This is a genomic window from Cupriavidus sp. Agwp_2 (genome assembly GCF_040784895.1).
Classification (GTDB): Bacteria; Pseudomonadota; Gammaproteobacteria; order Burkholderiales; family Burkholderiaceae; genus Cupriavidus.
Genome location: NZ_CP088083.1, coordinates 2247214 through 2273881, shown reverse-complemented (window position 1 = coordinate 2273881; position 26668 = coordinate 2247214). Strand labels below are relative to the sequence as shown.

The following is a 26668-nucleotide window of genomic DNA, read 5'->3' as shown; positions in this document are numbered from 1 at the left end:
CAGGCCTGGCCCGGCTCTCAGCCGCGCGCCTGCACCAGCCGCTGCGCCATCTCCGCGAATCCTTCGCCACCCGACGCCGCGGTGATATAGGCCGGCGGCACCGGCAACTGCGGCAGGATATCCCGCACGTTGGCCACCCCGACCGACAGCGGAAAATGCGCGAACATGCTGGCATCGTTGGCCGAATCGCCGATAAACAGCCATTCGTCGTGGCGCGCCTCCAGGTCTTCGCCCAGCAGTTCCGCCACGCACAGCTTGCTCATCGACAGCTTGTCATGCTGTCCGAACCAGCCGTTAACGTGGATTGAACTGATCGTGGCGGTCATACCGGCCTCGCGCATCAGCGCGGCGATGCGGTCCACCGCTTCCTGCGGCAGGGGCGGCACGTCTTCGGCATGGTCGATCGCCAGGTCGGCGGCGTGCCAGGCCTGGTCCGACGCCAGCGCGCAGCCCGGCACCTCAAGCAGGATGCGCTGGCCAAGCGCATGGATGCGCTCGAGGTTGCGCGCCCGGGTGGGCGCATCGTCCAGGAAGCGGGTATGCAGCCGGCCATCGCGCAAGTGCGAATAGAAGGCACCGTTTTCGCCGATGATCGCGTCCACCGGCCACAGGCGGGTCAGGATCTCGGCCCACGCAATGCAGCGCCCCGTCACCGGAATTACGTGCAGGCCGGCCTGGCGCAGCCCGTCCAGCGCCAGATAAGTGGAGGCGGGCAGCCGCCCGTCGGTCGTCAGCGTGCCGTCGATATCGGTCAGCACGCCGCGCACGCGCTGCAGCACGGAATTAGAGAGCTTGTTCAGGGATTGCATGGCGGGCCATTGTAACCGCCGTCCTGCCGCCTTCGTCGGTTATTGCACTGCAAAACGGCGAGACTCGGTGAAGTTGCTGATTTGCTTGCCCGGGTGCGACCGGCGTAACATGCCGCTGTCACAAAATAATCACATGCTGGCGGGTTTTCGACCGCACAGAAACAGACAGACCAAGGAGAGCATCGATGTCCGTATCCCGTACCGCGCTCAAACTCGTCGCGCTGGCCGCCCTGACCGGGCCCGGCAGCGCGCATGCCGCCGTTGAAATCCAGTGGTGGCACGCCATGCAGGGCGCGCTGAACGACAAGGTGAACGAGATCGCCAATAAGTTCAACGCGAGCCAGGCCGAATACAAGATCGTGCCGGTCAACAAGGGCAACTACGACGAAACCATGGCGGCCGGCATCGCCGCGTTCCGTGCCGGCGGCGCCCCGGCGATCCTGCAGGTGTTTGAAGTTGGCACCGCCACCATGATGAGTGCCAAGGGCGCGATCAAGCCGGTGTCGACGGTGATGAAGGACGCCGGCGAGAAATTCGACCAGAAGGCCTACATCCCGGCGGTGGCTGGCTACTACACCTCGTCCAAGGGCGAGATGCTGTCGTTCCCGTTCAACAGCTCTACCACGGTCTTCTACTACAACAAGGACGCCTTCAAGAAGGCCGGCCTGGACCCGGAAAAGGCGCCCAAGACCTGGCCGGAGGTGATGCAGTACTCGGCCAAGCTCAAGGCGTCGGGCACCAACTGCGCGTACACCACCGACTGGCAGGGCTGGGTCCACCTGGAAAGCTTCTCGGCCTGGCATAACACGCTGTACGCCACCAAGAACAACGGTTTTGGCGGCACCGACACACGCCTGGTCTTCAACAGCCCGCTGCACGTCAAGCACATCACCAACCTGCAGGACATGGTGAAGAAGGGCTACTTCAGCTATGGCGGCCGCAAGGCGGAATCGCAGGCCAAGTTCTATAACGGCGAGTGCGCGATGTTCACCGGCTCGTCGGCGTCGCTGGCCAATATCCGCAAGAACGCGAAGTTCGGGTTTGCCGTGGCGCAGCTGCCGTACTACCCGGAAGTGCAGGGCGCTCCGCAGAACACCATCATTGGCGGCGCCTCGCTGTGGGTGATGGGCGGTAAGAAGCCTGAAGAGTACAAGGGTGTGGCCAAGTTCTTCAACTTCCTGTCGCGTGCAGATATCCAGTCCGACTGGCACCAGGCCACCGGTTACCTGCCTGTGACCATGGCCGCGTACGAGCTGACCAAGAAGTCCGGCTATTACGACAAGAATCCGGGTGCCGATGTGTCCGTGCAGCAGATGGTCGTCAAGACCACCGACAAGTCGCGCGGCGTGCGCCTGGGCAACATGGTGCAGATTCGCACCGTGGTAGACGAGGAACTGGAAGCCGTCTGGGCCGGCAAGAAGGAGCCCAAGGCGGCGCTGGATTCGGCCGTGGCCCGTGGCAACGATCTGCTGGAGCGCTTCCAGAAGACCGCGCGCGAATAAGCGCGGCCTGACAGCAGGCTGATGGAAAGGGCGGGCGGCGGCGAAACCTCCGCCCGCTTGCATTGTGGCCAGACCCATCGGACGGGCCGCAACGCCATACCTAGAACGATGCCGCGACCCGCGGCATCCGCCGGAATCCGTTTATGGAAAAACGCGTCGTTTTTCGCTCGCCGTGGCTGCCGTATCTGCTGGTATTGCCGCAGATCGCGATCACGCTGATCTTCTTCTTCCTGCCCGCCGGGCAGGCGCTGTACCAGTCGATGCTGCAGCAGGATGCCTTTGGCATCAACCTGGAATTTGTCGGCCTCGATAACTTCCGCATGCTGTGGAACGACCCGCTGTACGTGGAGTCCTTCCAGACCACGGCGATCTTCGCCATCGGCGTCACGGTGGTGGGCCTGACCACCGCGCTGGCACTGGCGTATTTTGCAGACCGCGTGATCCGTGGCGCGGTCGGCTACAAGACCTTGCTGATCTGGCCATACGCGGTCGCGCCGGCGGTGGCAGGCGTGCTGTGGATGTTCATGTTCAACCCGACGCTGGGCGTGGTCTCGTACGCGCTGCGCAAGATGGGCGTGGAATGGAACTTCCTGCTGAACGGCAACCAGGCGCTGCTGCTGGTGGTGCTGGCCGCGGCATGGAAGCAGATCAGCTACAACTTCCTGTTCTTCCTGGCCGGCCTGCAGAGCATTCCGCGCTCGCTGATCGAGGCCGCCGCCATCGACGGCGCCGGGCCGTGGCGCCGCTTCTGGTCGATTATCTTCCCGCTGCTGTCGCCGACCACCTTCTTCCTGATGGTGATCAACGTGGTCTACGCGTTCTTCGATACCTTCGCAATCATCGATGCGGTCACGCACGGTGGGCCATTCAACTCGACCAACACGCTGGTGTACAAGGTCTTCCATGACGGCTTCCGCGGCATGGATATCGGTGGCTCGGCCGCGCAGTCGGTGGTGCTGATGGTGATCGTGATCGCGCTGACCGTGGTGCAGTTCCGCTACGTGGAACGCAAGGTCCAGTACTGACGGAGGCAGCCATGGTAGAACGACGTCCTTTCCTTGATTTCCTGACCCATGTGGTGCTGATCTTCGGCATCGTGGTGGTGGTGTTCCCGGTGTACCTGACCTTCGTGGCGTCGACACTGACCGCGGAAGAAGTGCTGGATGCACCGATGACGCTGATCCCCGGCAGCCACCTGATCGAGAACTATCGCACCGTGTTGTTCCAGGGCGTGGGCGAGGCCGCCTCGCCGGTCACGACCATGATGAAGAACAGCCTGATCATGGCGCTGGGCATCGCGCTGGGCAAGATCGCGATCTCGATCATCTCGGCCTTTGCCATCGTCTATTTCAAGTTCCCGCTGCGCAAGACCTTCTTCTGGTTGATCTTTATCACGCTGATGCTGCCGGTGGAGGTGCGGATCCTGCCGACCTACAAGGTGGTGTCGGACCTCGGGCTGCTCGACAGTTATTTCGGGCTGACCATCCCGATCATCGCCTCGGCGACGGCGACCTTCCTGTTCCGCCAGTTCTTCCTGACGATTCCCGATGAACTGGCGGAGGCCGCGCGCATCGACGGCGCCGGACCGCTGCGCTTTTTCTGGGACGTGGTGCTGCCGCTGTCGCGCACCAGCATCGCCGCACTGTTCGTGATCCAGTTCATCTACGGCTGGAACCAGTACCTGTGGCCGCTGCTGATCACCACGCAGAAGTCGATGACGCCGGTGGTGGTGGGCGTGACGCAGATGATCTCGCGCTCGGGCGATGCCGCCACCGACTGGAACCTGGTGATGGCCACGGTAATGCTGGCGATGGTCCCGCCGGCGGTGGTGGTGGTGCTGATGCAGAAGTGGTTCGTCAAGGGCCTGGTCGAAACCGAAAAATAAGGCGTGGCGCGCTACCCGCGCGCGCGCAGGACAACAGCAATGGCAAAACTGTCGCTTCGCAACGTTCAGAAAACCTACGCCGGCGGTACCCAGGTGGTACACGGCATCGACATGGAAATCGCCGACGGCGAATTCATCGTCATCGTCGGCCCTTCGGGCTGCGGCAAGTCCACGCTGCTGCGCATGGTGGCGGGGCTGGAAACCATCACCGGCGGCGAAATCCATATCGGCGACAAGGTCGTCAACAACCTGGAGCCTGCCGAGCGGGACATCGCCATGGTGTTCCAGAACTACGCGCTCTACCCGCACATGAGCGTGTACGACAACATGGCCTACGGGCTGAAGATCCGCGGCATGGCCAAGGCCGAGATCCAGCAGCGGGTGGAGCATGCCGCCGGCATCCTGGAGTTGTCGCCACTGCTCGACCGCAAGCCGCGCCAGCTGTCGGGCGGGCAGCGCCAGCGCGTGGCCATGGGCCGGGCGATCGTGCGCGAGCCGGCGGTGTTCCTGTTCGACGAGCCGTTGTCCAACCTGGACGCGAAGCTGCGCGTGCAGATGCGGCTGGAGCTGAAGGAGTTGCATCGCCGCCTCGGCACTACCAGCCTGTATGTGACGCACGATCAGGTCGAGGCGATGACGCTGGCCGACCGCATGATGGTGCTCAACGCCGGCCGCGTGGAGCAGATCGGCACGCCGCTGGAAGTCTATTCCAGGCCGGCCAGCACCTTTGTGGCAGGCTTTATCGGCTCGCCGCCGATGAACCTGATCCCGGTGGTGCGCAATAACGGGGGCAATGGTGCCGCGCAGATGCGCGTGGTGGCAAAGGAGGGCGCCGATAGCGCCACCGCCACGCTGGGTCACCTGCCGATGGGGCTGCACCTGCCCGAACAGGCCCTGCTGGGGCTGCGGCCGGAACATATCGAGCCGTGCGCCGCGCACGAAGCCATCGCCGAAGTCGATGTGCGCGTGGTGGAGGCGCTCGGCGCCGATTCGTTCGCGTACGGCTCGCTCGGCGGCCAGCCAGTGGTGGTGCGGCTGGAGAGCCATGCCAGGGTGAGCGCCGGGGACCGCCTGCCAGTGACCTCATCGCCCGACCACCTGCATTTCTTCGCGTCGGATACCGGCAAGCGCATCGAGGCCTGACATGGCAGACATCGCAGATACCAAGACCTGGCCGTACCCGCGCCACATCGCGCACCGCGGCGCGGGCAAGCTGGCGCCCGAGAACACGCTCGCCGCGTTTCGCCACGGCGCGGGCTTCGGATACCGGATGTTCGAATTCGACGTCAAGCTGTCGGCCGATGGCAAGCCGGTGCTGATGCACGACGCGACGCTCGACCGCACCACCAGCGGCAAGGGCAGGGTCGATGCGCTGACGCTGGGCGAACTGGCGCTGCTGGATGCAGGCAGCTGGCATAGCCCGGCCTGGGCCGGCGAGCCGGTGCCGACGCTGGCAGCCATCGCCCGCTATACGCAGGCCAATGGCTTCCTGGTCAATATCGAGATCAAGCCGGTGCCCGGCACCGAAGTCCGCACCGGCGCCGCGGTGGCGCTCGATGCCGTGGCGCTCTGGGCTGGCGCCGCGGTGCCGCCGCTGCTGTCGTCGTTCTCGGAAGAGGCGCTGGCCGCGGCCGCGCGCGTGGCGCCCGCGCTGCCGCGCGCGCTGCTGCTCGACAAGCTGCCGGGCGACTGGCTTGAGCGGCTGCGCCGGTTGGGCTGCGTGGCACTCGATACGAACTACCGCGAGCTGGACGAGGGCGTCATTGCGGCCGCGCACGCGGCTGGCTACCGAGTCCTCAGCTATACCGTGAACGACCCGGCAAAGGCAGCGCAATTACTAGGCTGGGGACTGGACGGGCTGATTACCGATGCCGTCGATCAGATAGAGCCGCGCGTCTAGTTGTTGTGCGGTTGTTGCTAAAACGCCGATGACGATGTGAATTGCCGTGCGATGAAGTTTCGCATCGCGAAAAGTCCACATCCCGTGTAGGCAAACATGCTATTCTTACCGCCGTGAAGACTTAGGTCCTTCCCCGCACAACTTGCCCTTTCGGGCCTTGTGAGGAAGCCAGCACATGCGGCACCCCTGTGGTGCCGTTTGCGCAGGATCTCCTCCGTTGGGCTCCCAAGAGTTGTTTGCGATCCGCTAACCGGTCAAGCCGTGTCGCGGAAGGTTGAATAACCCGCTGAACTCCGGCATACCCGGAGAATAGTGAGCGTCCCATGATGCAGCAGTATCAGAGCAATTCGTACCTCTTCGGCGGTAACGCCCCGTATGTCGAAGAACTGTACGAAGCCTACCTCCAGAATCCCGCCTCGGTTCCCGACAACTGGCGTTCGTATTTCGACGCCATGCAGAACGTTCCTGCCGTCGACGGCTCGAACGGCCGGGATGTCGCCCACGCTCCCATCGTTGCCTCGTTCGCCGAGCGCGCCAAGCAAGGCCCCATCAAGACCATCGTTGCCTCGGCCGATTCCGACATGGGCCGCAAGCGCGTCGCTGCCACCCAGCTGATCGCCGCCTACCGCAACATCGGTTCGCACTGGGCCGACCTGGACCCGCTCAAGCGCCAGGAGCGTCCGCCCCTGCCGGATCTGGACCCCGCGTTCTACGGTTTTTCCGAAGCTGACCTCGACATCGTCTTCAATGCCAGCAATACGTACTTTGGCAAGGAGTCGATGAGCCTGCGCGAGCTGCTGAACAACCTGCGCGAAACCTACTGCGGCACCATCGGCGCCGAATTCATGTACGTGAGCGACCAGGCGCAAAAGCGCTGGTGGCAGGAGCGCCTGGAAACCACGCGTTCCAAGCCGGTCTTCACGCTGGAGAAGAAGAAGCACATCCTCGACCGCCTGACCGCGGCCGAAGGCCTGGAGCGCTTCCTCCACACCAAGTACGTCGGCCAGAAGCGCTTCTCGCTGGAAGGCGGCGAAAGCTTCATCGCCGCGATGGACGAACTGATCCAGCGCGCCGGCACCAAGGGCGTGCAGGAAATCGTGATCGGCATGGCCCACCGCGGCCGCCTGAACGTGCTGGTCAACACCCTGGGCAAGATGCCCGCCGACCTGTTCGCCGAATTCGAAGGCAAGCACGTCGACGACCTGCCGGCCGGTGACGTCAAGTACCACAAGGGCTTCTCGAGCGATGTCTCGACCGAAGGCGGCCCGGTTCACCTGTCGCTGGCGTTCAACCCGTCGCACCTGGAAATCGTCAACCCGGTAGTGGAAGGCTCGGCCAAGGCCCGCCAGGAACGCCGCGGCGAAGTCGGCCACAAGGAAGTGCTGCCGGTGCAAGTGCACGGCGACGCCGCCTTTGCCGGCCAGGGCGTGGTGATGGAGACGCTGAACCTCGCGCAGACCCGCGGCTACGGCACGGGCGGCACGATGCACATCGTCATCAACAACCAGATCGGCTTCACCACCTCCGACCCGCGCGACGCCCGCTCGACGCTGTACTGCACGGACGTGGTCAAGATGATCGAGGCCCCGGTGCTGCACGTGAACGGCGACGATCCCGAAGCCGTGGTGTACGCCATGCAGCTGGCCGTTGATTTCCGCATGGAATTCAACAAGGACGTCGTGGTCGACATCATCTGCTTCCGCAAGCTGGGCCACAACGAGCAGGACACCCCGGCGGTCACGCAGCCGCTGATGTACAAGAAGATCAGCCAGCACCCCGGCACGCGCAAGGTGTACGCCGAAAAGCTGGCCGCGCAGAAGCTGGTCCCGGCCGAGTTCGGCGACGAGAAGGTCAAGGAGTACCGCGCCGCGATGGACGCCGGCAAGCACACCGCCGACCCCGTCCTGTCGAACTTCAAGAACAAGTTCGCCGTGGACTGGATGCCGTTCCTGAACCGCAAGTGGACCGACGCCGCCGACACCGCCGTGCCGGTGACCGAACTGAAGCGCCTGGCTGAACGCATCACCACCACGCCTGAGACGCTGAAGTTGCACCCGCTGGTGGAGAAGGTCGTCAAGGACCGCGCCAACATGGGCCGCGGCGACCAGCCGCTGGACTGGGGCATGGGTGAGCACCTGGCCTTCGCTTCGCTGGTGTCCTCGGGCTACCCGGTGCGTATCACGGGCCAGGATGCCGGCCGCGGCACCTTCACCCACCGTCACTCCGTGCTGCACGACCAGGCCCGCGAGCGCTGGGATGCCGGCAGCTACGTGCCGCTGCAGAACGTGTCGGAAAACCAGGCACCGTTCACGGTGATCGACTCGGTGCTGTCGGAAGAAGCCGTGCTCGGCTTCGAATACGGCTACTCGGCCGCCGAACCGAACGCGCTGGTGATCTGGGAAGCCCAGTTCGGCGACTTCGTCAACGGCGCGCAGGTCGTGATCGATCAGTTCATCTCGTCGGGTGAAGTGAAGTGGGGCCGCGCCTCGGGCCTGACCCTGATGCTGCCGCACGGCTACGAAGGCCAGGGTCCGGAACACAGCTCGGCCCGTATCGAGCGTTTCCTGCAGCTTTGCGCGGACCACAACATGCAGGTCTGCCAGCCGACTACGCCGGCCCAGATCTTCCACCTGCTGCGCCGCCAGATGATCCGCCTGTTCCGCAAGCCGCTGGTGATCATGACGCCGAAGTCGCTGCTGCGTAACAAGGACGCCGTGTCGTCGCTGTCGGAACTGGCCAAGGGCCACTTCGAGACCGTGATCGCCGACCAGGAAGAACTGAACGCCAGCAAGGTCAAGCGCGTCATCATGTGCTCGGGCAAGGTCTACTACGACCTGGTCAACACGCGCAAGGAACGCGAGGCCAACGATGCCGCGATCATCCGCCTGGAACAGCTGTACCCGTTCCCGCACAAGGCTGTTGCCGCGGAGCTGAAGAAGTATCCGAACGCCACCGAAATCGTGTGGTGCCAGGACGAGCCGCAGAACCAGGGCGCCTGGTTCTTCGTGCAGCACTACATCATGGAAAACATGACGGATGGCCAGAAGCTCGGTTATGCCGGTCGTCCCGCCTCGGCTTCGCCGGCGGTGGGCTACTACGCAAAGCACAACGAGCAACAGAAGGCGCTGCTGGACGCTGCCTTCGCCAAGCTCAAGGGCTTTGTTCTGACCAAGTAAATCAAGCGGCAGCCACGGTGGCGCGCGCAGGTGCGCCGTGGCTGGCCGGCATCAAGACAACACGCATAACACGAGGAATTCACAACCATGGCTATTGTTGACGTCAAGGTTCCGCAGCTGTCCGAGTCGGTCGCCGAAGCGACCATGCTCAACTGGAAGAAGAAACCGGGCGAAGCCGTTGCTCAGGACGAAATCCTGATCGAGATCGAGACCGACAAGGTCGTGCTGGAAGTGCCGGCCCCGTCGGCTGGTGTCCTGTCGATTATCGTCAAGAACGATGGCGACACCGTCGTGGCCGACGAAATCATCGCCAGGATCGACACCGATGCCACCGCCGGCGCCGCTGCCCCCGCAGCCGCCGCCCCGGCTCCCGCTGCTGCCGCCCCGGCACCGGCCGCTGCAGCTGCCCCGGCCGCCGCTGGCGCCGTGGCCATGCCGTCGGCTGCCAAGCTGATGGCCGAAGCCGGCCTGTCGGCTGGCCAGGTTGCCGGCACCGGCAAGGACGGCCGCATCACCAAGGGCGACGTGCTGGGCGCCGCCGCTGCTCCCGCACCTGCCGCCAAGGCTGCCCCGGCTCCGGCCGCGGCCAAGCCGGCCCTGCAGCAGGTTTCCGCTCCGGTCGACTTCGCCGCATTGGGCGACCGTCCGGAAGAGCGCGTGCCGATGAGCCGCCTGCGCGCCCGTATCGCCGAGCGCCTGCTGCAATCGCAAGCGACCAACGCCATCCTCACCACCTTCAATGAAGTCAACATGAAGCCGGTGATGGACCTGCGCAACAAGTACAAGGACCGCTTCGAGAAGGAACACGGCGTGAAGCTGGGCTTCATGTCGTTCTTCGTCAAGGCAGCGGTGCACGCGCTGAAGAAGTTCCCGCTGATCAACGCCTCGATCGACGGCAACGACATCGTCTACCACGGCTACTTCGACATCGGTATCGCCGTGGGCTCGCCGCGCGGCCTGGTGGTGCCCATCCTGCGCAATGCCGACCAGATGAGCCTGGCTGACATCGAAAAGAAGATCGCTGAATTCGGCGTGAAGGCCCGTGACGGCAAGCTGTCGCTGGAAGAACTGAGCGGCGGCACCTTCTCGATCTCCAACGGTGGCGTGTTCGGCTCGATGCTGTCGACCCCGATCATCAACCCGCCGCAATCGGCCATCCTGGGCGTGCACGCCACCAAGGATCGCCCGGTGGTGGAAGACGGCCAGATCGTGATCCGCCCGATGAACTACCTGGCGATGTCCTATGACCACCGCATCATCGACGGCCGCGAAGCCGTGCTGGGCCTGGTCGCCATGAAGGACGCGCTGGAAGATCCGGCCCGCCTGCTGCTGGACCTGTAATCGACGGTCCCCGCGCGCGCGTCGGTCAACGCCGACGCGCGCGGTGCGCATCTCCAGTGTTGATCGCGCGCCGGCACACGCCGCCGGCGCCACAAAGGAATTCCCATGAGCAAACAATTCGACGTGCTGGTGATCGGCGCCGGCCCCGGCGGCTATATCGCCGCGATCCGCGCCGGCCAGCTCGGCCTGAACGTGGCCTGCTGCGAAGGCAACGCCTACGACGATCCCAAGAACGAACCGCGCCTGGGCGGCACCTGCCTGAACGTGGGCTGCATCCCCTCCAAGGCACTGCTGGCTTCCTCGGAAGAGTTCGAGAACGTCCAGCACCACCTGGCCGACCACGGCATCACCGTGGGCGACGTCAAGGTCGACGTGTCCAAGATGCTCAAGCGCAAGGACGATGTCGTTGGCAAGATGACCAAGGGCATCGAGTTCCTGTTCCGCAAGAACAAGGTGACGCTGCTCAAGGGCTACGGCAAGTTCGTCGGCAAAACCGCCGAGGGCTTCCAGGTCGAGGTCGCCGGTGAGGTCGTGACCGCCAAGCAGGTCATCATCGCCACCGGTTCGAAGGCTCGCCACCTGCCGGGTATCACGGTCGACAACGACCTCGTCAGCGATAACGAGGGCGCGCTCAAGTTCCCTTCCGTGCCGAAGAAGCTGGGCGTGATCGGCGCCGGCGTGATCGGCCTGGAGCTGGGCTCGGTATGGCGCCGCCTGGGTGCCGACGTGACCGTGCTGGAAGCGCTGCCCGCGTTCCTGGGCGCCGCCGACGAAGGCGTGGCCAAGGAAGCCCAGAAGCAGCTGACCAAGCAGGGCCTGAAGTTCAGCCTCGGCGTGAACGTGAACGAAGTGACCACCGGCAAGAATGGCGTCACCGTCAAGTACACCGACAAGGATGGCGCCGCCCAGACCCTGGAAGTCGATCGCCTGATCGTGTCGGTCGGCCGCGTGCCCAATACCGACAACCTGGGCCTGGACGCTGTCGGCCTGGCCGCCGATCAGCGCGGCTTCATCGAGGTTGACGACCACTGCGCTACCAAGGTGCCGGGCCTGTGGGCCATCGGCGACGTGGTGCGCGGCCCGATGCTGGCGCACAAGGCCGAAGACGAAGGCGTGGCCGTGGCCGAACGCATCGCCGGCCAGAAGCCGCACATCGACTACAACTGCGTGCCGTGGGTGATCTACACCTTCCCGGAAATCGCATGGGTTGGCAAGACCGAAGCCCAGCTCAAGGCCGAAGGCCGCGAGTTCAAGGCTGGCCAGTTCCCGTTCATGGCCAACGGCCGTGCGCTGGGCATGGGCCATCCGGAAGGCTTCGTCAAGATGCTGGCCGACGCCAAGACCGACGAGATCCTCGGCGTGCACATCGTTGCCGCCAATGCGTCGGACCTGATCGCCGAAGCCGTGGTGGCAATGGAGTTCAAGGCCGCCAGCGAAGATATCGGCCGCGTCTGCCATCCGCACCCGTCGATGTCGGAAGTCATGCGCGAAGCCGCGCTGGCTGTCGACAAGCGTCAGCTCAATATGTAAGGCGCATGCCTCGCATTGTTTGAGTACCGGCGCGCCGCACCAGCGGCGCGCCGTTTTCACTTGCGGCGCGTGCCGCGTGAGCCCCCAGCATGAACGTCACTGAGTACTACGAGAAGGAACTGAAGGAGCGCGGCTACACGTCCGACGAGGCGCAGTTGCGGGCCGTGGCGCGGCTGCAGCAGTGCTACGACGAATGGGTGGCCTACAAGAGCCGCCGCAACAACGCGCTGAAGAAGCTGCTGGTCCGTCCCGACGTGCCCAAGGGCGTCTACATGTGGGGCGGGGTAGGGCGGGGCAAGTCCTTCCTGATGGACAGCTTCTATACCTGCGTGCCGGTGGTGCGCAAGACGCGGCTACACTTCCACGAATTCATGCGCGAGGTCCATCGCCAGCTCGAAGAGCTGCGCGGCCGCCCGGACCCGCTCGACGAACTGGCCAAGCGCATCGCGCGCCGGTTCCGCCTGATCTGCTTCGATGAGTTCCACGTCAGCGACGTCGCCGATGCGATGATGCTGCACCGCCTGCTGCAGCAGCTGTTCGACAACGGCGTGCAGTTCGTGATGACTTCGAACTACCGGCCCGACCTGCTTTACACGGATGGCCTGCATCGCGACCGTGTGCTGCCAGCCATCGCGCTGATCCAGCAGAAGATGGACGTGCTCAATGTCGATGCCGGCATCGACTACCGCAAGCGCGCACTGGAACAGGTACAGGCCTACCACACGCCGCTCGACGCCAAGGCGAACTCGGCGCTGCGCGATGCCTTTACGTCGATTGCCGGCGTGGCCGACGAGTCCCCGCTGCTGCATATCGAGCACCGCGAATTGCGCTCGCTGCGCAAGGCCAATGGCGTGGTGTGGTTCGACTTCGCCACGCTGTGCGGCGGGCCGCGCTCGCAGAACGATTACCTGGAGCTGGCTTCGCAGTTCCATACCGTGATCCTGTCCGACGTGCCGCGCATGACGCCGCGCATGTCGTCGGAAGCACGGCGCTTTACCTGGCTGATCGACGTCTTCTACGACCACAAGGTCAAGCTGCTGATGTCGGCGGAAGTGCCGGCTGACGAACTCTACACAGAGGGGCAGATGGCCAACGAATTCCACCGGACCGTGTCACGCATCATCGAGATGCAGTCGCGCGAGTACCTGGAATCCGAGCGCCGCACCATGGACACGTCGCTCACCTGAGGGTTGCCGAGTGTTGTATTTCGGCCCGGCGCGACGATAGCCGGGCCGCATTGACCTATATCAAGGTCGATGCCGGGACCGCCCTATACCCTGCAGTGGGTAGAAAAAGGTCCCCATGTCGTCCCCAGTCACCATTCCTTCCGCCAGCCTGCTGGCCTCGCATGCAACGTCCGCGTCGCCTGGCGTCAACGCGGCCGCAGCCGGGGCGCGGCTCGCGTGTTTCCATTGCGGCCTGCCGGTCACGCAGGCCGAACCGCTGGCCGCCGAACTGGACGGCGCGCGCAGGATCTTCTGCTGCGGCGGCTGCCAGGCGCTGGCGCAGACCCTCCATGCCGCCGGCTTTGCCCATCTCTACGGCGACGAGGCCCGCTTTGCCCGCCCGATCGACGACGCGGCGCGGCGCGAGGCCGAGCCGGTCTGGGCCGCCTACGACACCCCCGAATTGCGCAGCCAGTTCGTGCGCCCGCTCGACAACGGCCGCGCCGAAATCACGCTGGCGCCAGAAAACATCCGCTGTGCCGCCTGCGCCTGGCTGATCGAGCAGCACCTGACGCGCCAGCCTGGCGTGGAGTCCGCGGTTGCCAATGTCGCCACCCGCCGCGTGGTGGTGCGCTGGCGCGAAGGCACGCAGTCCGTGGCCGGGCTGCTGGCGGCACTCGCCGGCATTGGCTACATGGCATGGCCGTTCGAGGTCTCGCGCAGCGACCAGCAGGACCGCCGCGCGCGCCGCGGCCTGCTGATGCGCATGGCCGTGGCCATGCTCGGCATGATGCAGGTGATGATGTACGCGTGGCCCATCTACACCCACGAGGCCACCATCGACCCCGGCCAGCTGCAGCTGATGCGCTGGGCCAGCTTTGCGCTGACGTTGCCGGTGGTCTTCTATTCCGCATCGCCGATCTTTGCCGGCGCCTGGCGCAGCCTGCGCCAGCGCCATATGGGCATGGACGTACCGGTCGCCATCGGCATCGGCGCCGGGTTTCTCGCCAGCGCGCTGGCCACCGTGCGCGGCATCGGCGAGGTCTATTTCGATTCGGTGACGATGTTTGTCGCCTTCCTGCTGCTTGCCCGCTACCTCGAACTGCGCGTGCGCCAGGCATCGCGCAGCGGCGCCGAGATGCTCGCCCGCCAGCTGCCCGCCACCTGCGAGCGCCTTGGCGGAGTAGGGGCCACGGGTGAACGCATCCCGGTGGCACGTTTGCGCCAGGGCGACCTGATCCGGGTGAAGGCGGGCGAGATCGTTCCCGCCGACGGCACCGTCGTCGCCGGCGCCAGCGAACTGGACGAGTCCATGCTGACCGGCGAAAGCCGGCCGGTGCGCCGCAGTGCCGGCGACAGCGTGCTGGCCGGCTGTTTCAATACCGCCAGCCCGCTGGAGCTGCGCGTGTCGCGCGTGGGTGCCGGAACCCGCCTGGCCGAGATCGTCGCGGTGCTCGATCGCGCGCTGGCCGAGAAGCCTCGCCTGGCCACGCTGGCCGACCGCGTCGCCGGCTGGTTCGTGGCGACGCTGCTGGTGCTTGCGGCGCTGACCGGGCTGGTGTGGGGGCTGTGGATCGATCCATCACGCGCGCTGCTGGTGACGATCGCGGTGCTGGTGGTCAGCTGCCCGTGCGCGCTGTCGCTGGCCACCCCGGCCGCGCTGGCCGCCGCGGGCGCCGCGCTGTCGCGGCGCGGCGTGCTGCTGACGCGCGGCCACGCACTCGAGACCCTGGCGCGCGTGACCGACGTGGTGCTGGACAAGACCGGCACGCTGACAGAAGGGCGTTTTGCCGTGGCCGCGGTGCGGCCGCAGGCCGACCTGAGCGCATCGCAATGCCTCGCACTGGCCGCGGCGATGGAACGCGGCGGCGAGCACCCCATCGCACGCGCGCTGCTCGCGGCGGCGCCTGACGGCGGGGGCCATGCGGGGACGGTCACCGGGATCCGCAACGTGCCCGGGCAGGGCCTTGAGGCCACGGTCGATGGGCGCCGCCTGCGGCTCGGCCGGCTGGATTTCGCGCGCGGCCTCGTTGCCCGCGACACCCCCGTGCTGGAGCCGGCGGTTGCGGACCCGACCCATCCCGGTGCCACGGTCGTGTGGCTGGCAGCACGGGACGGCGTGCTCGCGAGCTTCATGCTGGCCGATGTCGAGCGCGCGCAGACGTCCGCGCTGCTGGCGCGGCTCGGTGAGCTGGGCGTGCGCTACCACCTCGTCTCCGGCGACAACGCCGCGGCCGTGCACTGGTGGGCAAAGCACTTCGGCATCGCCCACGTCGCCGGCGAGGTCACTCCCGAAGGCAAGCGCGACTACGTCGCGCGGCTGCAGCAGGGCGGGGCGGTGGTGCTGGCCGTGGGCGACGGCATCAACGACGCCCCGGTGCTGGCGCAGGCGCAGGTCTCGATCGCGATCGGCAGCGGCGCGCCGCTGGCCCAGGCCGGCGCGGACGCCGTGCTCACGCACGGCGGCATCGACGAGATCGCGACCGCGCTGGCGGTGTCGCGCAAGGCGCGGCGCGTGGTGCGGCAGAACCTGGGCTGGTCCTTCCTCTACAACGTTGTGGCAATCCCGCTGGCGGCGACCGGGCTGGTGACGGCGTGGATGGCCGGCATCGGCATGTCGCTGTCGTCGCTGCTGGTGGTGGCCAATGCCTGGCGTTTGCTGAGCGCCGGCCGCAAGTCAGCCTAGGAGCTTCATGGAAACGCTTTACCTGCTTGTGCCGATGAGCCTGGTGCTGGTCGTCGTGATTGCGGCCGCGCTGTGGTGGGCGCTGCATGCGGGACAGTACGACGACCTTGACCGGCCCGCGGAATCGATCCTGCTGGACAACGACAAGCCTTGATGCACGCATGTCCTGGCACGCCGTGGGCTTCGGACCGGCGCCGCGCCACGAGGTTCATTGCCGGTCTTGAGCGACTTGATAAAGATCAACGCACCGAAGCTGGGGTTTTTCTAAAGTCACAACGTCAGTAGGTTTTTTCTCTTCTCTAAGCTTTGGGGGTCTGAATGGATGTCACTGCCGCGTCTTCACGCGTCGACACCTTCAATTACGGCGTCGTAAGACAGTTCGCTGTCATGACGGTAGTCTGGGGGATCGTCGGCATGGCCGTCGGCGTGCTGCTGGCAGCACAGCTGATCTGGCCTGAACTTAATTTCAACACGCCCTGGCTGTCGTTCGGCCGCCTGCGGCCGCTGCATACCAATGCGGTGATCTTCGCCTTCGGCGGCAGCGCGCTGTTCGCGACCTCGTACTACGTGGTCCAGCGGACCTGCCAGGCTCGCCTGTTCTGCGGCCCGCTGGCTGCGTTCACGTTCTGGGGCTGGCAACTGGTCATCGTCGCCGCGGCCATCACGCTGCCGCTGGGCATCACCTCGTCGAAGGAATACGCCGAGCTCGAGTGGCCGATCGACCTGTTGATCACCGCGGTCTGGGTGGCCTACGCGGTCGTGTTCTTCGGCACCATCGTCAAGCGCAAGACGCGGCATATCTACGTCGCCAACTGGTTCTTCGGTGCCTACATCCTGACCATCGCGCTGCTGCACATCGTCAACAATATCGAGATGCCGGTGTCGCTGTGGAAGTCCTACTCGGCCTATGCCGGCGTGCAGGATGCGATGATCCAGTGGTGGTACGGCCATAACGCGGTGGGCTTCTTCCTGACCACCAGCTTCCTGGGGATGATGTACTACTTCATTCCCAAGCAGGCCGAGCGTCCGATCTATTCCTACCGCCTGTCCATCGTTCACTTCTGGGCGCTCAACTTCACCTACATGTGGGCCGGCCCGCACCACCTGCAGTACACCGCGCTGCCGGACTGGGCGCAGTCGCTCGGCATGGTGTTCTCGCTGATCCTGCTGGCGCCTTCGTGGGGTGGGATGATCAACGGCATCATGACCCTGTCGGGCGCCTGGCACAAGCTGCGCACCGATCCGATCCTGAAGTTCCTGGTGGTGGCGCTGTCGTTCTACGGCATGGCCACGTTCGAAGGCTCGATGATGTCGATCAAGACCGTCAACGCGCTGTCGCACTACACCGACTGGACCATTGGCCACGTGCACTCCGGCGCGCTGGGCTGGGTCGCGATGATCTCCATCGGTTCCCTCTATTACCTGATCCCGCGACTGTTCGGCGAGAAGCAGATGTACAGCGTGCGCCTGATCGAATGGCACTTCTGGATCGCGACCATCGGCGTGGTGCTGTATATCGCCTCGATGTGGATCGCCGGCGTGATGGAAGGTCTGATGTGGCGCGCCACGCAACCCGACGGCACGCTGACCTATGCCTTCGTCGAGGCGGTCAAGGCCAAGTATCCGTTCTACCTGATCCGTCTGCTGGGTGGCATCTGCTTCCTGTCCGGCATGCTGCTGATGGCCTACAACGTCGCCAAGACCATCGTCGGCAAGCGTGCCGTGGATGCGCCGATCCCGGCCAGCATCCCTGCCTCCGCACACTGATCATTCCAGGATAGAAAGATGTCGGAAAAACAAAGATTCTTTTCCCACGAAACGCTGGAGAAGAACATCGGCTGGCTGATCATCTGCACGATCCTCGTGGTCAGCATCGCGGGTCTGGTGCAGATCGTGCCGCTGTTCTTCCAGCACTCCACCACCAAGCCGGATCCGGGTATCACGCCGTATTCGCCGCTGCGGCTGATGGGCCGCGATGTCTACATCCGTGAAGGCTGCGTCGGCTGCCACTCGCAGCAGGTGCGTACGCTGCAGGCCGAAACCGAGCGCTACGGCCACTTCTCGACCGCGGGCGAGTCGGTCTACGACCACCCGTTCCTGTGGGGCTCGAAGCGTACCGGCCCCGACCTGGCGCGCGTCGGCGGCCGCTATTCGGACGACTGGCAGCGTATCCACTTGCGCAATCCGCGCGACGTGGTGCCCGAGTCGGTGATGCCTTCCTACCCGTGGCTGGAGAAGGCTGCATTGCCGACCAACGATATCCAGGCTCGCATGCGGGCACTGGTAAGGCTTGGGGTGCCATACACCGACGCCGATATCGCCAAGGCGCCGGACGAACTCAAGGGCAAGACCGAGGAAGATGCGCTGGTGGCTTATCTCCAGGCGCTGGGCACCAACCGCCGCAACGTGCGCGTGGACACTGCTGCAACGGCTACGCCGGCGGCACCCGCCGCGGAAGCGGCCGCACCGGCCAAGGAGTAAGCCATGGCAGCCATGATCACCGCAATTGCGACCGTCGTGTCGATGGTCGTCTTCCTCGGGATTTGCTGGTGGGCCTGGTCGGCCGGCCGGCAGAACGCCAATCGGGAATCCGCCATGCTGCCGTTCGCGCTGCCTGACGAAACCACGACAACATCGAGCCGGAACACCTAGCCATGAGCGATTTCTTTTCCGATTACTGGAGTTACTACATTGCCGCGATTGCGCTCGTGGGCATCGTCTGGTGTGTCTGGCTGCTGTTCTCGCAACGCAAGATCACCAAGACCGCCAACGCTGGCGGCGACACCGGCCACGTTTGGGACGGCGACCTGCGCGAACTGAATAACCCGCTGCCGCGATGGTGGATGTGGATGTTCCTGCTGACCTGCATCTTCGGGCTGGTCTACCTGGTGTTGTATCCGGGCCTGGGTTCCTACGCCGGCGTGCTGAAGTTCTCGACGCAAGACGAACTGGCGGCGCACCGTGCCGCGCAGGAGAAGATGCAGAACGAGATCTACGCCAAGTACCTGAAGATGGACGTCAAGCAGGTGGCGGGCGATCCGCAGGCGCGCGAGATCGGCCAGCGTCTTTTCCTTAACTACTGCGCGCAATGTCATGGTTCGGATGCGCGCGGCAGCCGCGGGTTCCCCAACCTGACCGACGGTGACTGGCTGTATGGCGGCGAACCCGAAACCATCCAGCAGACAATTTCCAAGGGCCGGAATGGTGTGATGCCGCCGTTCGCATCCACCATCGACGGCAAGCTGGCTGGCGACGTGGCACAGTATGTCCGCGCGCTGTCGGGACTTTCATCGGACCCCATCCGCGCCTCGCGTGGCGAGAGCACCTTCAAGTCGACCTGCGCGGCTTGCCACGGTGCCGGCGGCAAGGGCAACCAGGCATTGGGTGCGCCGAACCTCTCCGACAACGTGTGGCTGTATGGCAGTTCGGAAGCCAGCATCGTCGATGCCATCCTGAAGGGGCATAACAACCATATGCCGGCACATGAAGAGATCCTGACGCCAGAGCGGATCCGCATGCTGACGGCTTATGTCTGGGGCCTGTCCAATACCGGCGGGGGTGCCGGCCAATGACAGGCGACTCATCTGCGCGGGCGCGGGCCGCCCGCAGGAGAAACCATCCATGAACGCACCCGGGACCGAAGAAGTGGCCCGGGCGGCCGACCCCCAGCGGTCGGCCGCTGCGCCTGCCGAGACCTCGGATGAAACACTGTACGAGGTCCGCCGCAAGATCTATCCGCGCTCGGTCACGGGCGCATTCTCCAGTTGGCGCGTCTGGCTGGTCCTCTTCACCCAGCTGATTTACTACGGCACGCCCTGGCTCCAGTGGAACGGACGCCAGGCCGTGCTGTTCGACCTTGGCGAACGCAAGTTCTATATCTTCGGGCTGGTGCTGTGGCCGCAGGATGTCATCTACCTCGCCGTGCTGCTGGTCATTTCGGCGCTGGCGCTGTTCTTGTTCACGGCAATTGCCGGGCGGCTGTTTTGCGGCTATGCCTGTCCACAGACGGTCTATACCGAGATATTCATGTGGATCGAGCGGCGGATCGAGGGCGACCGGATCGCGCGCATCCGCCTGGATGGCGATCCCTGGAGCCTGCGCAAGCTGCGCCTCAAGGCCACCAAGCACTTCCTGTGGGTACTGATCGCCCTGTGGACTGGGTTCACCTTCATCGGCTACTTCGCGCCGATTCGTGAACTTGGCGGCGAGCTGGCGAGTTTGTCGCTGGGCCCGTGGCAGACGTTCTGGATGCTGTTCTACGCGTTTGCCACCTGGGGCAACGCGGGCTTCATGCGCGAGCAGGTATGCAAGTACATGTGCCCGTACGCGCGTTTCCAGAGCGTGATGGTCGACCGCGACACCTATGTCGTTACCTACGACATCGGCCGGGGCGAGCCGCGTGGCAGCCGTTCGCGCAAGACCGATCATCGCCAGGCGGGCCTGGGCGATTGCGTCAACTGCAGCATTTGCGTCCAGGTGTGCCCGACCGGCATCGACATCCGCGACGGCCTGCAGTATGAATGCATCGGCTGCGGTGCCTGCATCGACGCCTGCAACCAGGTCATGGACAAGATGTCCTATCCGCGCGGCCTGATCCGGTACACGTCGGAAAATGCCATGCGCAAGGCGCTGTCGGCGGCAGCGTCGCGCAAGCGCTTGATGCGCCCGCGTGTCATCATCTATTCGGTGGTGTGGGTTGCGCTGCTTGCGGGCTTCGTCGCTTCGATCGCGCTGCGCACGCCGCTGAAGGTGGACATCATCCGCGACCGCGGCGCGTTGGGCCGGGAAGTCGAGGGCCGCTGGATCGAGAACGTCTATCGCCTGCAGCTGATCAACACGACTGAAGGGCCGATGCACATCAGCGTGCGAGCCGACAGCGACGAGTTGAAAAACCTGACGGTCGAATACGACAAGCAGGCCGAGTCGCTGGCGCCGACGTCGAACCGGCTGTTGCCGATCCGCATACGCGTGCCGATCGAATACGCCGCGCAAGGCACGCACAAGATCAGCGTGACGGTGACCAGCGAAGCAACTGAGCGGGGCAGCGCCGAGATCCGGCAAACCACCAGCTTTATCGTGCCGCGCGACCTGTGACGCCAGGCGCTCGGTGCAGAACTTAAGGGGGCATGATGAATCAGCAAGGCAATCCGTGGTGGAAAGAGCCGTGGCCGTGGCTGTTGATGAGCGGCCCGCTGGTCGCGATGGTGGCGTGCGGCGTCACCATCTGGCTTGCGTCGTCGCATCCTGACATGCCGGTGCAGGGCGCGGCGCGTCATGGACTGGTGGTCGAGAAGGCGGAGGCAGTGCGGCCTCAGCCGAGCGCAGCGAGGCAGCCATGAGGTTGCGCTGGCTGATGTGGGTCTTGTGGCCGGGGTTCCTGATGGCGGGCTTCGCCACCGCGACGGTGTTCTCGGTCGTGGATCCCGGCGACCTGAAGTTCTTCGGGCATCCGATCGAGGCGTCGCGCGAATCGATCTATACGATGAGCTTCCTGCTGGCGTGGATATTCTGCGCGCTGTCCAGCGGGCTGACGCTGTACACGATGCCGACGCGACTTAGCGATACCGACGAGCTGGAGTGAAGGGGGATGCTTGCGCCGCCCTGTGCGGCGCAAGCGCAATGCGGTGTGGTGTGGTGTGGTGTGGGAAAGGGTCAGCAGCTGCGGCTGTAGAGCTGCTTGATGCCGGCGAGATCCACCAGCTTCACGTGGCGCTGGCGAATCTGAATCAGGCCGGCTTCAGCGAAGCGCGAGAACAGGCGGCTGACGGTTTCCAGTTTCAGGCCCAGGTAGCTGCCGATTTCCTCGCGGCTCATGCGCATCACGAATTCGGTCGACGAGTACCCGCGTGCCGAAAGGCGCTCCGACAGGTTGATCAGGAACGCGGCCAGGCGCTCTTCGGCGCGCATCGAGCCGAGTGTCACCAGCATCAGCTGGTCGTGCGTGATTTCCTTGCCCATCAGCCGCAGGAACTGGTGCTGCAGCGAAGGCAGGTCTGCGGACAGGGTCTGGAGGTCACCAAGGCGGACTACGCAGACTTCGGTATCTTCCAGCGCGGTCGCGTCAGAGGCATGCTGCATTTCCCCCAGGCCGTCGAGTCCGACGATCTCGCCTGGCAGATGGAAACCGGTAATCTGTGAACGGCCGTCTTCGGTCGTGACGTGCGTCTTGAGCGTGCCGAAGCGAACGGCATAAACCGCGGTGAGGGGATCGCCCATGCGATACAAGGTCTCACCCTTATGGACCCGGATGCGTTCCTGCACCAGCGTGTCCATCTTGGTAAGGTCTTGCTGGGACATGCCAACCGGAAGGCACAGTTGCCCCATCGCGCATGTGGAGCAACGGGGCGACATTTCGGTGATTGGAATGGAGGTAAGCAATTGGAACCTGCAAGATTGGATGCGAGGGCGCGATCAGGACATTTTACCGTGCGATGTGATGCGGCAGGGAGCCAGATTTGACATTTGGTGTGCTAATTAGCGTTTTTATGCTGGCATTGCTGGGCGGCGTGCACTGTGCAGCAATGTGTGGCGGCATCGCGCTGGCAGTCGAACAACCACGTGGCAGCGTTGCGGCCATGACCTTCGTGCGCAGCCGTGCTGCCTGGGTCGGCGAGTTGCTGGCAATGCACCTGGGCAGGATTTCGACCTACATGATGCTAGGCGCGCTACTGGGCGCGATCGGCGCCGGCGCGTGGAAGCAGGATTACCTGCCGTTGCAGCGCTGGCTGTTCGGTGCCGGCAGCGCGATGCTGCTGTGGTCGGGCTGGCGCCTGCTGCGCGGCAATGCCTTTACCGTGGCATGGCTGGAGCGGCTGGCGGCGCGGGCTGGCAGTGGCGTGGCGCGGCAGTTGGGCCGGCTAGGCGGCAACATGCCCGCGTTCGTGCGTGCGCATGGGGGCCTTGCCAGGCGCTACGGGGTTGGACTGGCCTGGGGGCTGGTGCCGTGCGGCATGGTCTATGGTGCGCTGACGCTTGCGCTGCTCGCCGGCAATGCCGGTTCCGGCGCACTGGTGATGGGCGTGTTCGGCGTCGGCACGCTGCCCAACCTGATGGTGCTGTCGGGGCTGTCCGGCTACCTGCGCAGCCTGTCGCGGCAGCGCGCGGTGCGGGTGGGCGCGGGCGTGGCGGTCATGGCGTTCGGGGCCCTTGGCCTGGCGCGCGCGGTGTTGCTGCCACATTCGCTGGCAGAGCAGGGTTTCTGCCTGGTCTTTTGAGGCGCATGGGGCGCGCGGCGCAGCGAATGATGGTTGCGGGCAAGGGCGGGAATGCCATACAATCGCCAACATTGCGGTATCGCGCGGTGTTTTGTAAGCAACGGCGAGCAGCGCCAAGCGGCCTTCCTACCAGAAGGCACGCCCACGGCGGCGGGAAGCGTTGGTGGTTCGATGCCCGGCCCGGCCCGCGGTCCATCCGGTTCAAAAGATCAAAGCCCGGCTGGCACTGCGGTGTTGGAGATGCCGGCCTTGCTCCCGATACCCGTTTTTCTTGCGTCCGAGGCGTTCAGTTCGCCGACAGCAGCGTCCGGTTTTCGGATGTGCCACGCAAGAGGTTCGCTGACCGGCCCATGGCGGCATGCGAACGATCTCCTGCCGGAGTGACCCGGCAACTCGATGCAAAGAATGGAAGTGCACGGCTTGGATGCAGCAGGTATCCGGGTGAGCTGCGCAATGAGATGGCGATGGCATTGGCGTCGCTGTATCCAAAATCTCCGGTGCCCCGGATCCGTCCGGGAGCAGGTGCAAAGACAGGCTGCACACCATCAACATGAATACCCAAGAGGCGAAGATCGTCCTCGAGACGGCGCTGATCTGCGCGCAGGAACCTTTGCGCGTCAATGATCTGCGACGGCTGTTCGCCGACGATGTCGGCGCGGACACCGTCCGCGTGCTGCTGGAGGAGTTGCGCCAGGACTGGCGCCCGCGCGGCGTGGAGCTAGTGTCGCTGGCCAGCGGCTGGCGCTTCCAGAGCCGCCCCGAAATGCGCGAATACCTCGACCGCCTGAATCCTGAAAAGCCGCCGAAATATTCGCGCGCCGTGATGGAGACGCTGGCGATCATCGCTTATCGCCAGCCGGTGACGCGCGGCGATATCGAGGAAATCCGCGGCGTGACGGTTAGTACGGAAGTCATTAAGAAGCTGGAAGACCGTAGCTGGATCGAGGTGATCGGCCACCGCGACGTGCCGGGCCGGCCGGCCCTGTATGCCACCACCAAGGCCTTCCTGGACGACCTCGGGCTGCGCACGCTGGACGAGTTGCCGCCGCTTGAAGATGCCCAGGCGCAGGCGCAGGCAACGCTGCTGGATCAGCAGGCCATCGATTTCGAGGCGCTGGCGGCAGGCAAGCCCGGTAGCGCCGATGAAGAGGCGTTTGCCGAGCCGGCGGGGGGCGAAGCATCCGCCGCCGGCGAGCCCGAAGTCACGGACGCCGGCCAGGCATCCACAAACGGCGAAATCGCCAACGGATTCGACCTGCAGCCGCACCAGCATGGGGCTGAGGAAATGGGCGCCGAAGGCGAACCGAACGAACCTGCCGACCCGGCCGAATCCGATCCGGACGGGGCGCGGGGAGAGCTGTTGGAAGACAGCGCCCCGCCGCACCCGAGCGAGCACGACGAGCGCGTGCCGAACTGAACAACATGCAACATCCGATAGTGAATACCTTGTCTGATTCCGTTGAGCAAGACGCCCGCAACGCGGGCGCACCCGCCGATTCCGGCGCCGCAGAACCCGGATCGGGCAGCGAAGCCGCGCCCCGCCGCAAGGGGCTGCGCCGTGGGCTGAGGAACCTGGTGGCGTCCCGCCGCCAGGCGGCGCAAGACCGCGATGCCGGTCGCGCCGAAGGCGCCGAGGCCGGTACGCCCGGCGACGCCGCGGAAGCGGCCGCCGCGCCGGCGGCGGCCGGCGGGCGCGGTGCCCAGCGTGGCCGCGGCAAGCGCAAGCCGGCGCAGGGCGATGGCGGCCAGCCGGCGCAGGCTCCGGTGGACAAGGCGCACAAGGCTGAACGGGCTGAACGGGCTGAAAGGACCGAGAAGGCCGAAAGAGCCGAGAAGGCAGACAAGGGTGAACAGGCGGGCCGCAAGCGTAAGCCCAGCCCGCGTGGCGTCAAGCCTGCCGCGCCGGTCGAGGGGCAGGGCGCTGCCGGCCGCCAGCCGCAGGGCCGCCGCAAGGATGGTGCCAGGCCGCAAGGCCAGCGCAAGGGCCAGGGCGGCGCCGACAAGGCCGCGTCCAGCAGCGAGGACCTGTTCCGCTTCGTGATTTCCGAGCAGTACGACAACGAAGACACGGTCATCCCGCGCACCAAGGCCAAGCCGGTGCGCGAACTGTCGGCCGAGGACGATGCGCCCAAGCTGCACAAGGTGCTGGCTGAAGGCGGCCTGGGCTCGCGCCGCGAAATGGAAGAACTGATCCTGCAGGGTCGGGTCTCGGTCAACGGCCTGCCTGCGCATATCGGCCAGCGCATCCTGCCGGCCGACCAGGTGCGGGTCAACGGCAAGCTGATCCACCGCAAGGTGTCGACCAAGCCGCCGCGCGTGCTGCTGTACCACAAGCCGGCCGGTGAAATCGTCAGCCAGTCGGACCCCGAGGGCCGTCCGACCGTGTTCGACAGCTTGCCGCGCATCAAGTCGGGCAAGTGGGTTGCGGTCGGCCGGCTGGACTTCAATACCGAGGGCCTGCTGATCTTCACCACTTCGGGCGATATCGCCAACCGCTTCATGCATCCGCGCTACGGCGTCGAGCGTGAATACGCCGTGCGCACGCTCGGCGAACTGGCCGAAGCCGACCGCCAGCGCCTGCTGCACGGCATCAAGCTGGACGACGGCGAGGCCAACTTCCTGCGCATCGCCGATGGCGGCGGCGAGGGTGTCAACCAGTGGTACCACGTGGCGCTGACCGAAGGCCGCAACCGCGAAGTGCGGCGCATGTTCGAGGCGGTCGGCCTGACCGTGTCGCGCCTGATCCGCACGCGCTACGGCCAGTTCCTGCTGCCGCGCGGCCTTAAGCGTGGCCGCTGGCAGGAAGTCGAGCCCAATGACGTCAAGGCGCTGATGACTGCGGTCGGCCTGAAGGTACCGGGCAAGGCCGAGCAGTCGGGCAAGGGCGCGACCAAGGTCGGCGGACGCAAGCAGCGAACCGAAGCCGCGATTGCCGGCATGCCGATGCACACCGGGATGGATGGCCTGCCGCGCTACGAACAGGGCGGCGCCCGTGGCGGCAGCCGGGGCGGCCAGCCGGACCCGATGAAGACGTCGATGGGCTATATCAGCCACGGCCCCACGCTGCTGACCTCGCATGCGGCCAATCTCGGCGGCGGCCGCGGCCCCGGCACGCGCCAGGCGCGCGGGGGCGGTGGCACCGGCCTCGGCGGACAGGGCAAGCCGCCACGTCGTGGCGGTGGCGAAGCAAACGGAAATGTCATGCCGAAGGCCGCGAAGCCGGGCGGAAACCGCACCCAGCGCGGCGGCGGCGGCGGCGGCGGCGCCGGTGGTGGTGGTGGCAACCGCGGTGGGAACCGTGGGGGCAATCGCGGCGGCAACCGCTGAGTGTCAGATGCTGCGCATGGCGGGTGGAAGGCCCGCCGGCGCGGCAAGTAATCTGCGAGTATGTCTGGCTTTTGCCTTTTCGACATAATCCGCGTATAATTCAAGTCTATTCAAAAAGCCATCCTCGCCGAG

At 65.3% G+C, this 26668-nt stretch carries 23 protein-coding genes; 21 read left to right on the top strand and 2 right to left on the bottom strand.

The features are described from left to right. Nucleotides 1-17 precede the first annotated feature (17 nt). Complete coding sequence (locus LPA45_RS10675) at nt 18-809, bottom strand: HAD-IIB family hydrolase (RefSeq protein ID WP_317923476.1); 792 nt, start codon at nt 807-809, stop codon at nt 18-20. Nucleotides 810-994: 185 nt separating this feature from the next. Between LPA45_RS10675 and ugpB the strand changes: the two genes are divergently transcribed. The 18 genes from ugpB (at nt 995) to LPA45_RS10585 (ending at nt 21576) form a co-directional block, all read left to right on the top strand. Next, nucleotides 995-2311 carry a sn-glycerol-3-phosphate ABC transporter substrate-binding protein UgpB gene (gene ugpB, locus LPA45_RS10670; RefSeq protein ID WP_116320419.1) on the top strand — a complete coding sequence of 439 codons (1317 nt, stop codon included), beginning with the start codon at nt 995-997 and terminating at the stop codon, nt 2309-2311. Nucleotides 2312-2454: 143 nt separating this feature from the next. Then, nucleotides 2455-3336 carry a sn-glycerol-3-phosphate ABC transporter permease UgpA gene (gene ugpA / locus LPA45_RS10665; RefSeq protein WP_317923474.1) on the top strand — a complete coding sequence of 294 codons (882 nt, stop codon included), beginning with the start codon at nt 2455-2457 and terminating at the stop codon, nt 3334-3336. An 11-nt stretch (nt 3337-3347) separates the two neighbouring features. Further along, a complete protein-coding gene (ugpE, locus tag LPA45_RS10660) occupies nt 3348-4196 on the top strand; it encodes a sn-glycerol-3-phosphate ABC transporter permease UgpE (protein ID WP_116320421.1) in 849 nt (282 codons plus the stop codon). Nucleotides 4197-4235: 39 nt separating this feature from the next. Beyond that, complete coding sequence (locus tag LPA45_RS10655) at nt 4236-5339, top strand: sn-glycerol-3-phosphate import ATP-binding protein UgpC (RefSeq protein ID WP_116320422.1); 1104 nt, start codon at nt 4236-4238, stop codon at nt 5337-5339. A 1-nt stretch (nt 5340) separates the two neighbouring features. Continuing rightward, nucleotides 5341-6096, top strand: coding sequence for a glycerophosphodiester phosphodiesterase (gene ugpQ, locus LPA45_RS10650; protein ID WP_116320423.1), 756 nt, complete (start codon nt 5341-5343; stop codon nt 6094-6096). Nucleotides 6097-6419: 323 nt separating this feature from the next. Beyond that, a complete protein-coding gene (locus LPA45_RS10645) occupies nt 6420-9272 on the top strand; it encodes a 2-oxoglutarate dehydrogenase E1 component (protein WP_116320424.1) in 2853 nt (950 codons plus the stop codon). 87 nt (nt 9273-9359) lie between these two features. Continuing rightward, the gene (odhB, locus tag LPA45_RS10640; RefSeq protein WP_116320425.1) at nt 9360-10613 is read left to right on the top strand and encodes a 2-oxoglutarate dehydrogenase complex dihydrolipoyllysine-residue succinyltransferase; all 1254 of its coding nucleotides are present in this window, start codon (nt 9360-9362) and stop codon (nt 10611-10613) included. A 105-nt stretch (nt 10614-10718) separates the two neighbouring features. Then, nucleotides 10719-12143: a dihydrolipoyl dehydrogenase gene (gene lpdA, locus LPA45_RS10635; protein ID WP_116320426.1), complete on the top strand. Its 1425-nt coding sequence runs from the start codon at nt 10719-10721 to the stop codon at nt 12141-12143. Nucleotides 12144-12232: 89 nt separating this feature from the next. Continuing rightward, the gene (gene zapE, locus LPA45_RS10630) at nt 12233-13330 is read left to right on the top strand and encodes a cell division protein ZapE (protein ID WP_116320427.1); all 1098 of its coding nucleotides are present in this window, start codon (nt 12233-12235) and stop codon (nt 13328-13330) included. 115 nt (nt 13331-13445) lie between these two features. Next, a complete protein-coding gene (locus LPA45_RS10625) occupies nt 13446-15995 on the top strand; it encodes a heavy metal translocating P-type ATPase (protein WP_317921202.1) in 2550 nt (849 codons plus the stop codon). A 7-nt stretch (nt 15996-16002) separates the two neighbouring features. Then, on the top strand, nt 16003-16149 hold the full coding sequence (ccoS, locus tag LPA45_RS10620) for a cbb3-type cytochrome oxidase assembly protein CcoS (RefSeq protein WP_063238066.1): 147 nt from the start codon (nt 16003-16005) through the stop codon (nt 16147-16149). A 164-nt stretch (nt 16150-16313) separates the two neighbouring features. Then, complete coding sequence (gene ccoN / locus LPA45_RS10615; protein ID WP_116320430.1) at nt 16314-17762, top strand: cytochrome-c oxidase, cbb3-type subunit I; 1449 nt, start codon at nt 16314-16316, stop codon at nt 17760-17762. Between the two features lie 18 nt (nt 17763-17780). Beyond that, nucleotides 17781-18476: a cytochrome-c oxidase, cbb3-type subunit II gene (gene ccoO / locus LPA45_RS10610; protein ID WP_116320431.1), complete on the top strand. Its 696-nt coding sequence runs from the start codon at nt 17781-17783 to the stop codon at nt 18474-18476. Nucleotides 18477-18479: 3 nt separating this feature from the next. After that, nucleotides 18480-18647 carry a CcoQ/FixQ family Cbb3-type cytochrome c oxidase assembly chaperone gene (locus LPA45_RS10605; RefSeq protein ID WP_317921200.1) on the top strand — a complete coding sequence of 56 codons (168 nt, stop codon included), beginning with the start codon at nt 18480-18482 and terminating at the stop codon, nt 18645-18647. Between the two features lie 2 nt (nt 18648-18649). Continuing rightward, the gene (gene ccoP, locus LPA45_RS10600; protein WP_317921199.1) at nt 18650-19567 is read left to right on the top strand and encodes a cytochrome-c oxidase, cbb3-type subunit III; all 918 of its coding nucleotides are present in this window, start codon (nt 18650-18652) and stop codon (nt 19565-19567) included. 49 nt (nt 19568-19616) lie between these two features. Next, entirely contained in the window at nt 19617-21089 is a 1473-nt protein-coding gene (ccoG, locus tag LPA45_RS10595; protein WP_317921198.1) for a cytochrome c oxidase accessory protein CcoG, read from the top strand. 35 nt (nt 21090-21124) lie between these two features. Then, complete coding sequence (locus tag LPA45_RS10590) at nt 21125-21334, top strand: FixH family protein (RefSeq protein ID WP_116320547.1); 210 nt, start codon at nt 21125-21127, stop codon at nt 21332-21334. Next, a complete protein-coding gene (locus LPA45_RS10585) occupies nt 21331-21576 on the top strand; it encodes a hypothetical protein (protein WP_029046193.1) in 246 nt (81 codons plus the stop codon). Before LPA45_RS10590 ends, LPA45_RS10585 begins: the two co-directional genes overlap by 4 nt. A gap of 71 nt (nt 21577-21647) precedes the next feature. Here LPA45_RS10585 and fnr read toward each other — a convergent pair whose 3' ends face one another. Continuing rightward, the gene (fnr, locus tag LPA45_RS10580; protein WP_116320435.1) at nt 21648-22373 is read right to left on the bottom strand and encodes a fumarate/nitrate reduction transcriptional regulator Fnr; all 726 of its coding nucleotides are present in this window, start codon (nt 22371-22373) and stop codon (nt 21648-21650) included. Nucleotides 22374-22450: 77 nt separating this feature from the next. Between fnr and LPA45_RS10575 the strand changes: the two genes are divergently transcribed. The 3 genes from LPA45_RS10575 (at nt 22451) to rluB (ending at nt 26536) form a co-directional block, all read left to right on the top strand. Beyond that, complete coding sequence (locus LPA45_RS10575; protein WP_317921196.1) at nt 22451-23209, top strand: sulfite exporter TauE/SafE family protein; 759 nt, start codon at nt 22451-22453, stop codon at nt 23207-23209. A 550-nt stretch (nt 23210-23759) separates the two neighbouring features. Next, nucleotides 23760-24626 (top strand): SMC-Scp complex subunit ScpB, encoded by an 867-nt coding sequence (gene scpB, locus LPA45_RS10570; protein ID WP_317921195.1) that lies wholly within the window; start codon nt 23760-23762, stop codon nt 24624-24626. A gap of 5 nt (nt 24627-24631) precedes the next feature. Beyond that, nucleotides 24632-26536 carry a 23S rRNA pseudouridine(2605) synthase RluB gene (gene rluB, locus LPA45_RS10565; protein WP_317921194.1) on the top strand — a complete coding sequence of 635 codons (1905 nt, stop codon included), beginning with the start codon at nt 24632-24634 and terminating at the stop codon, nt 26534-26536. Nucleotides 26537-26668: the final 132 nt, after the last annotated feature.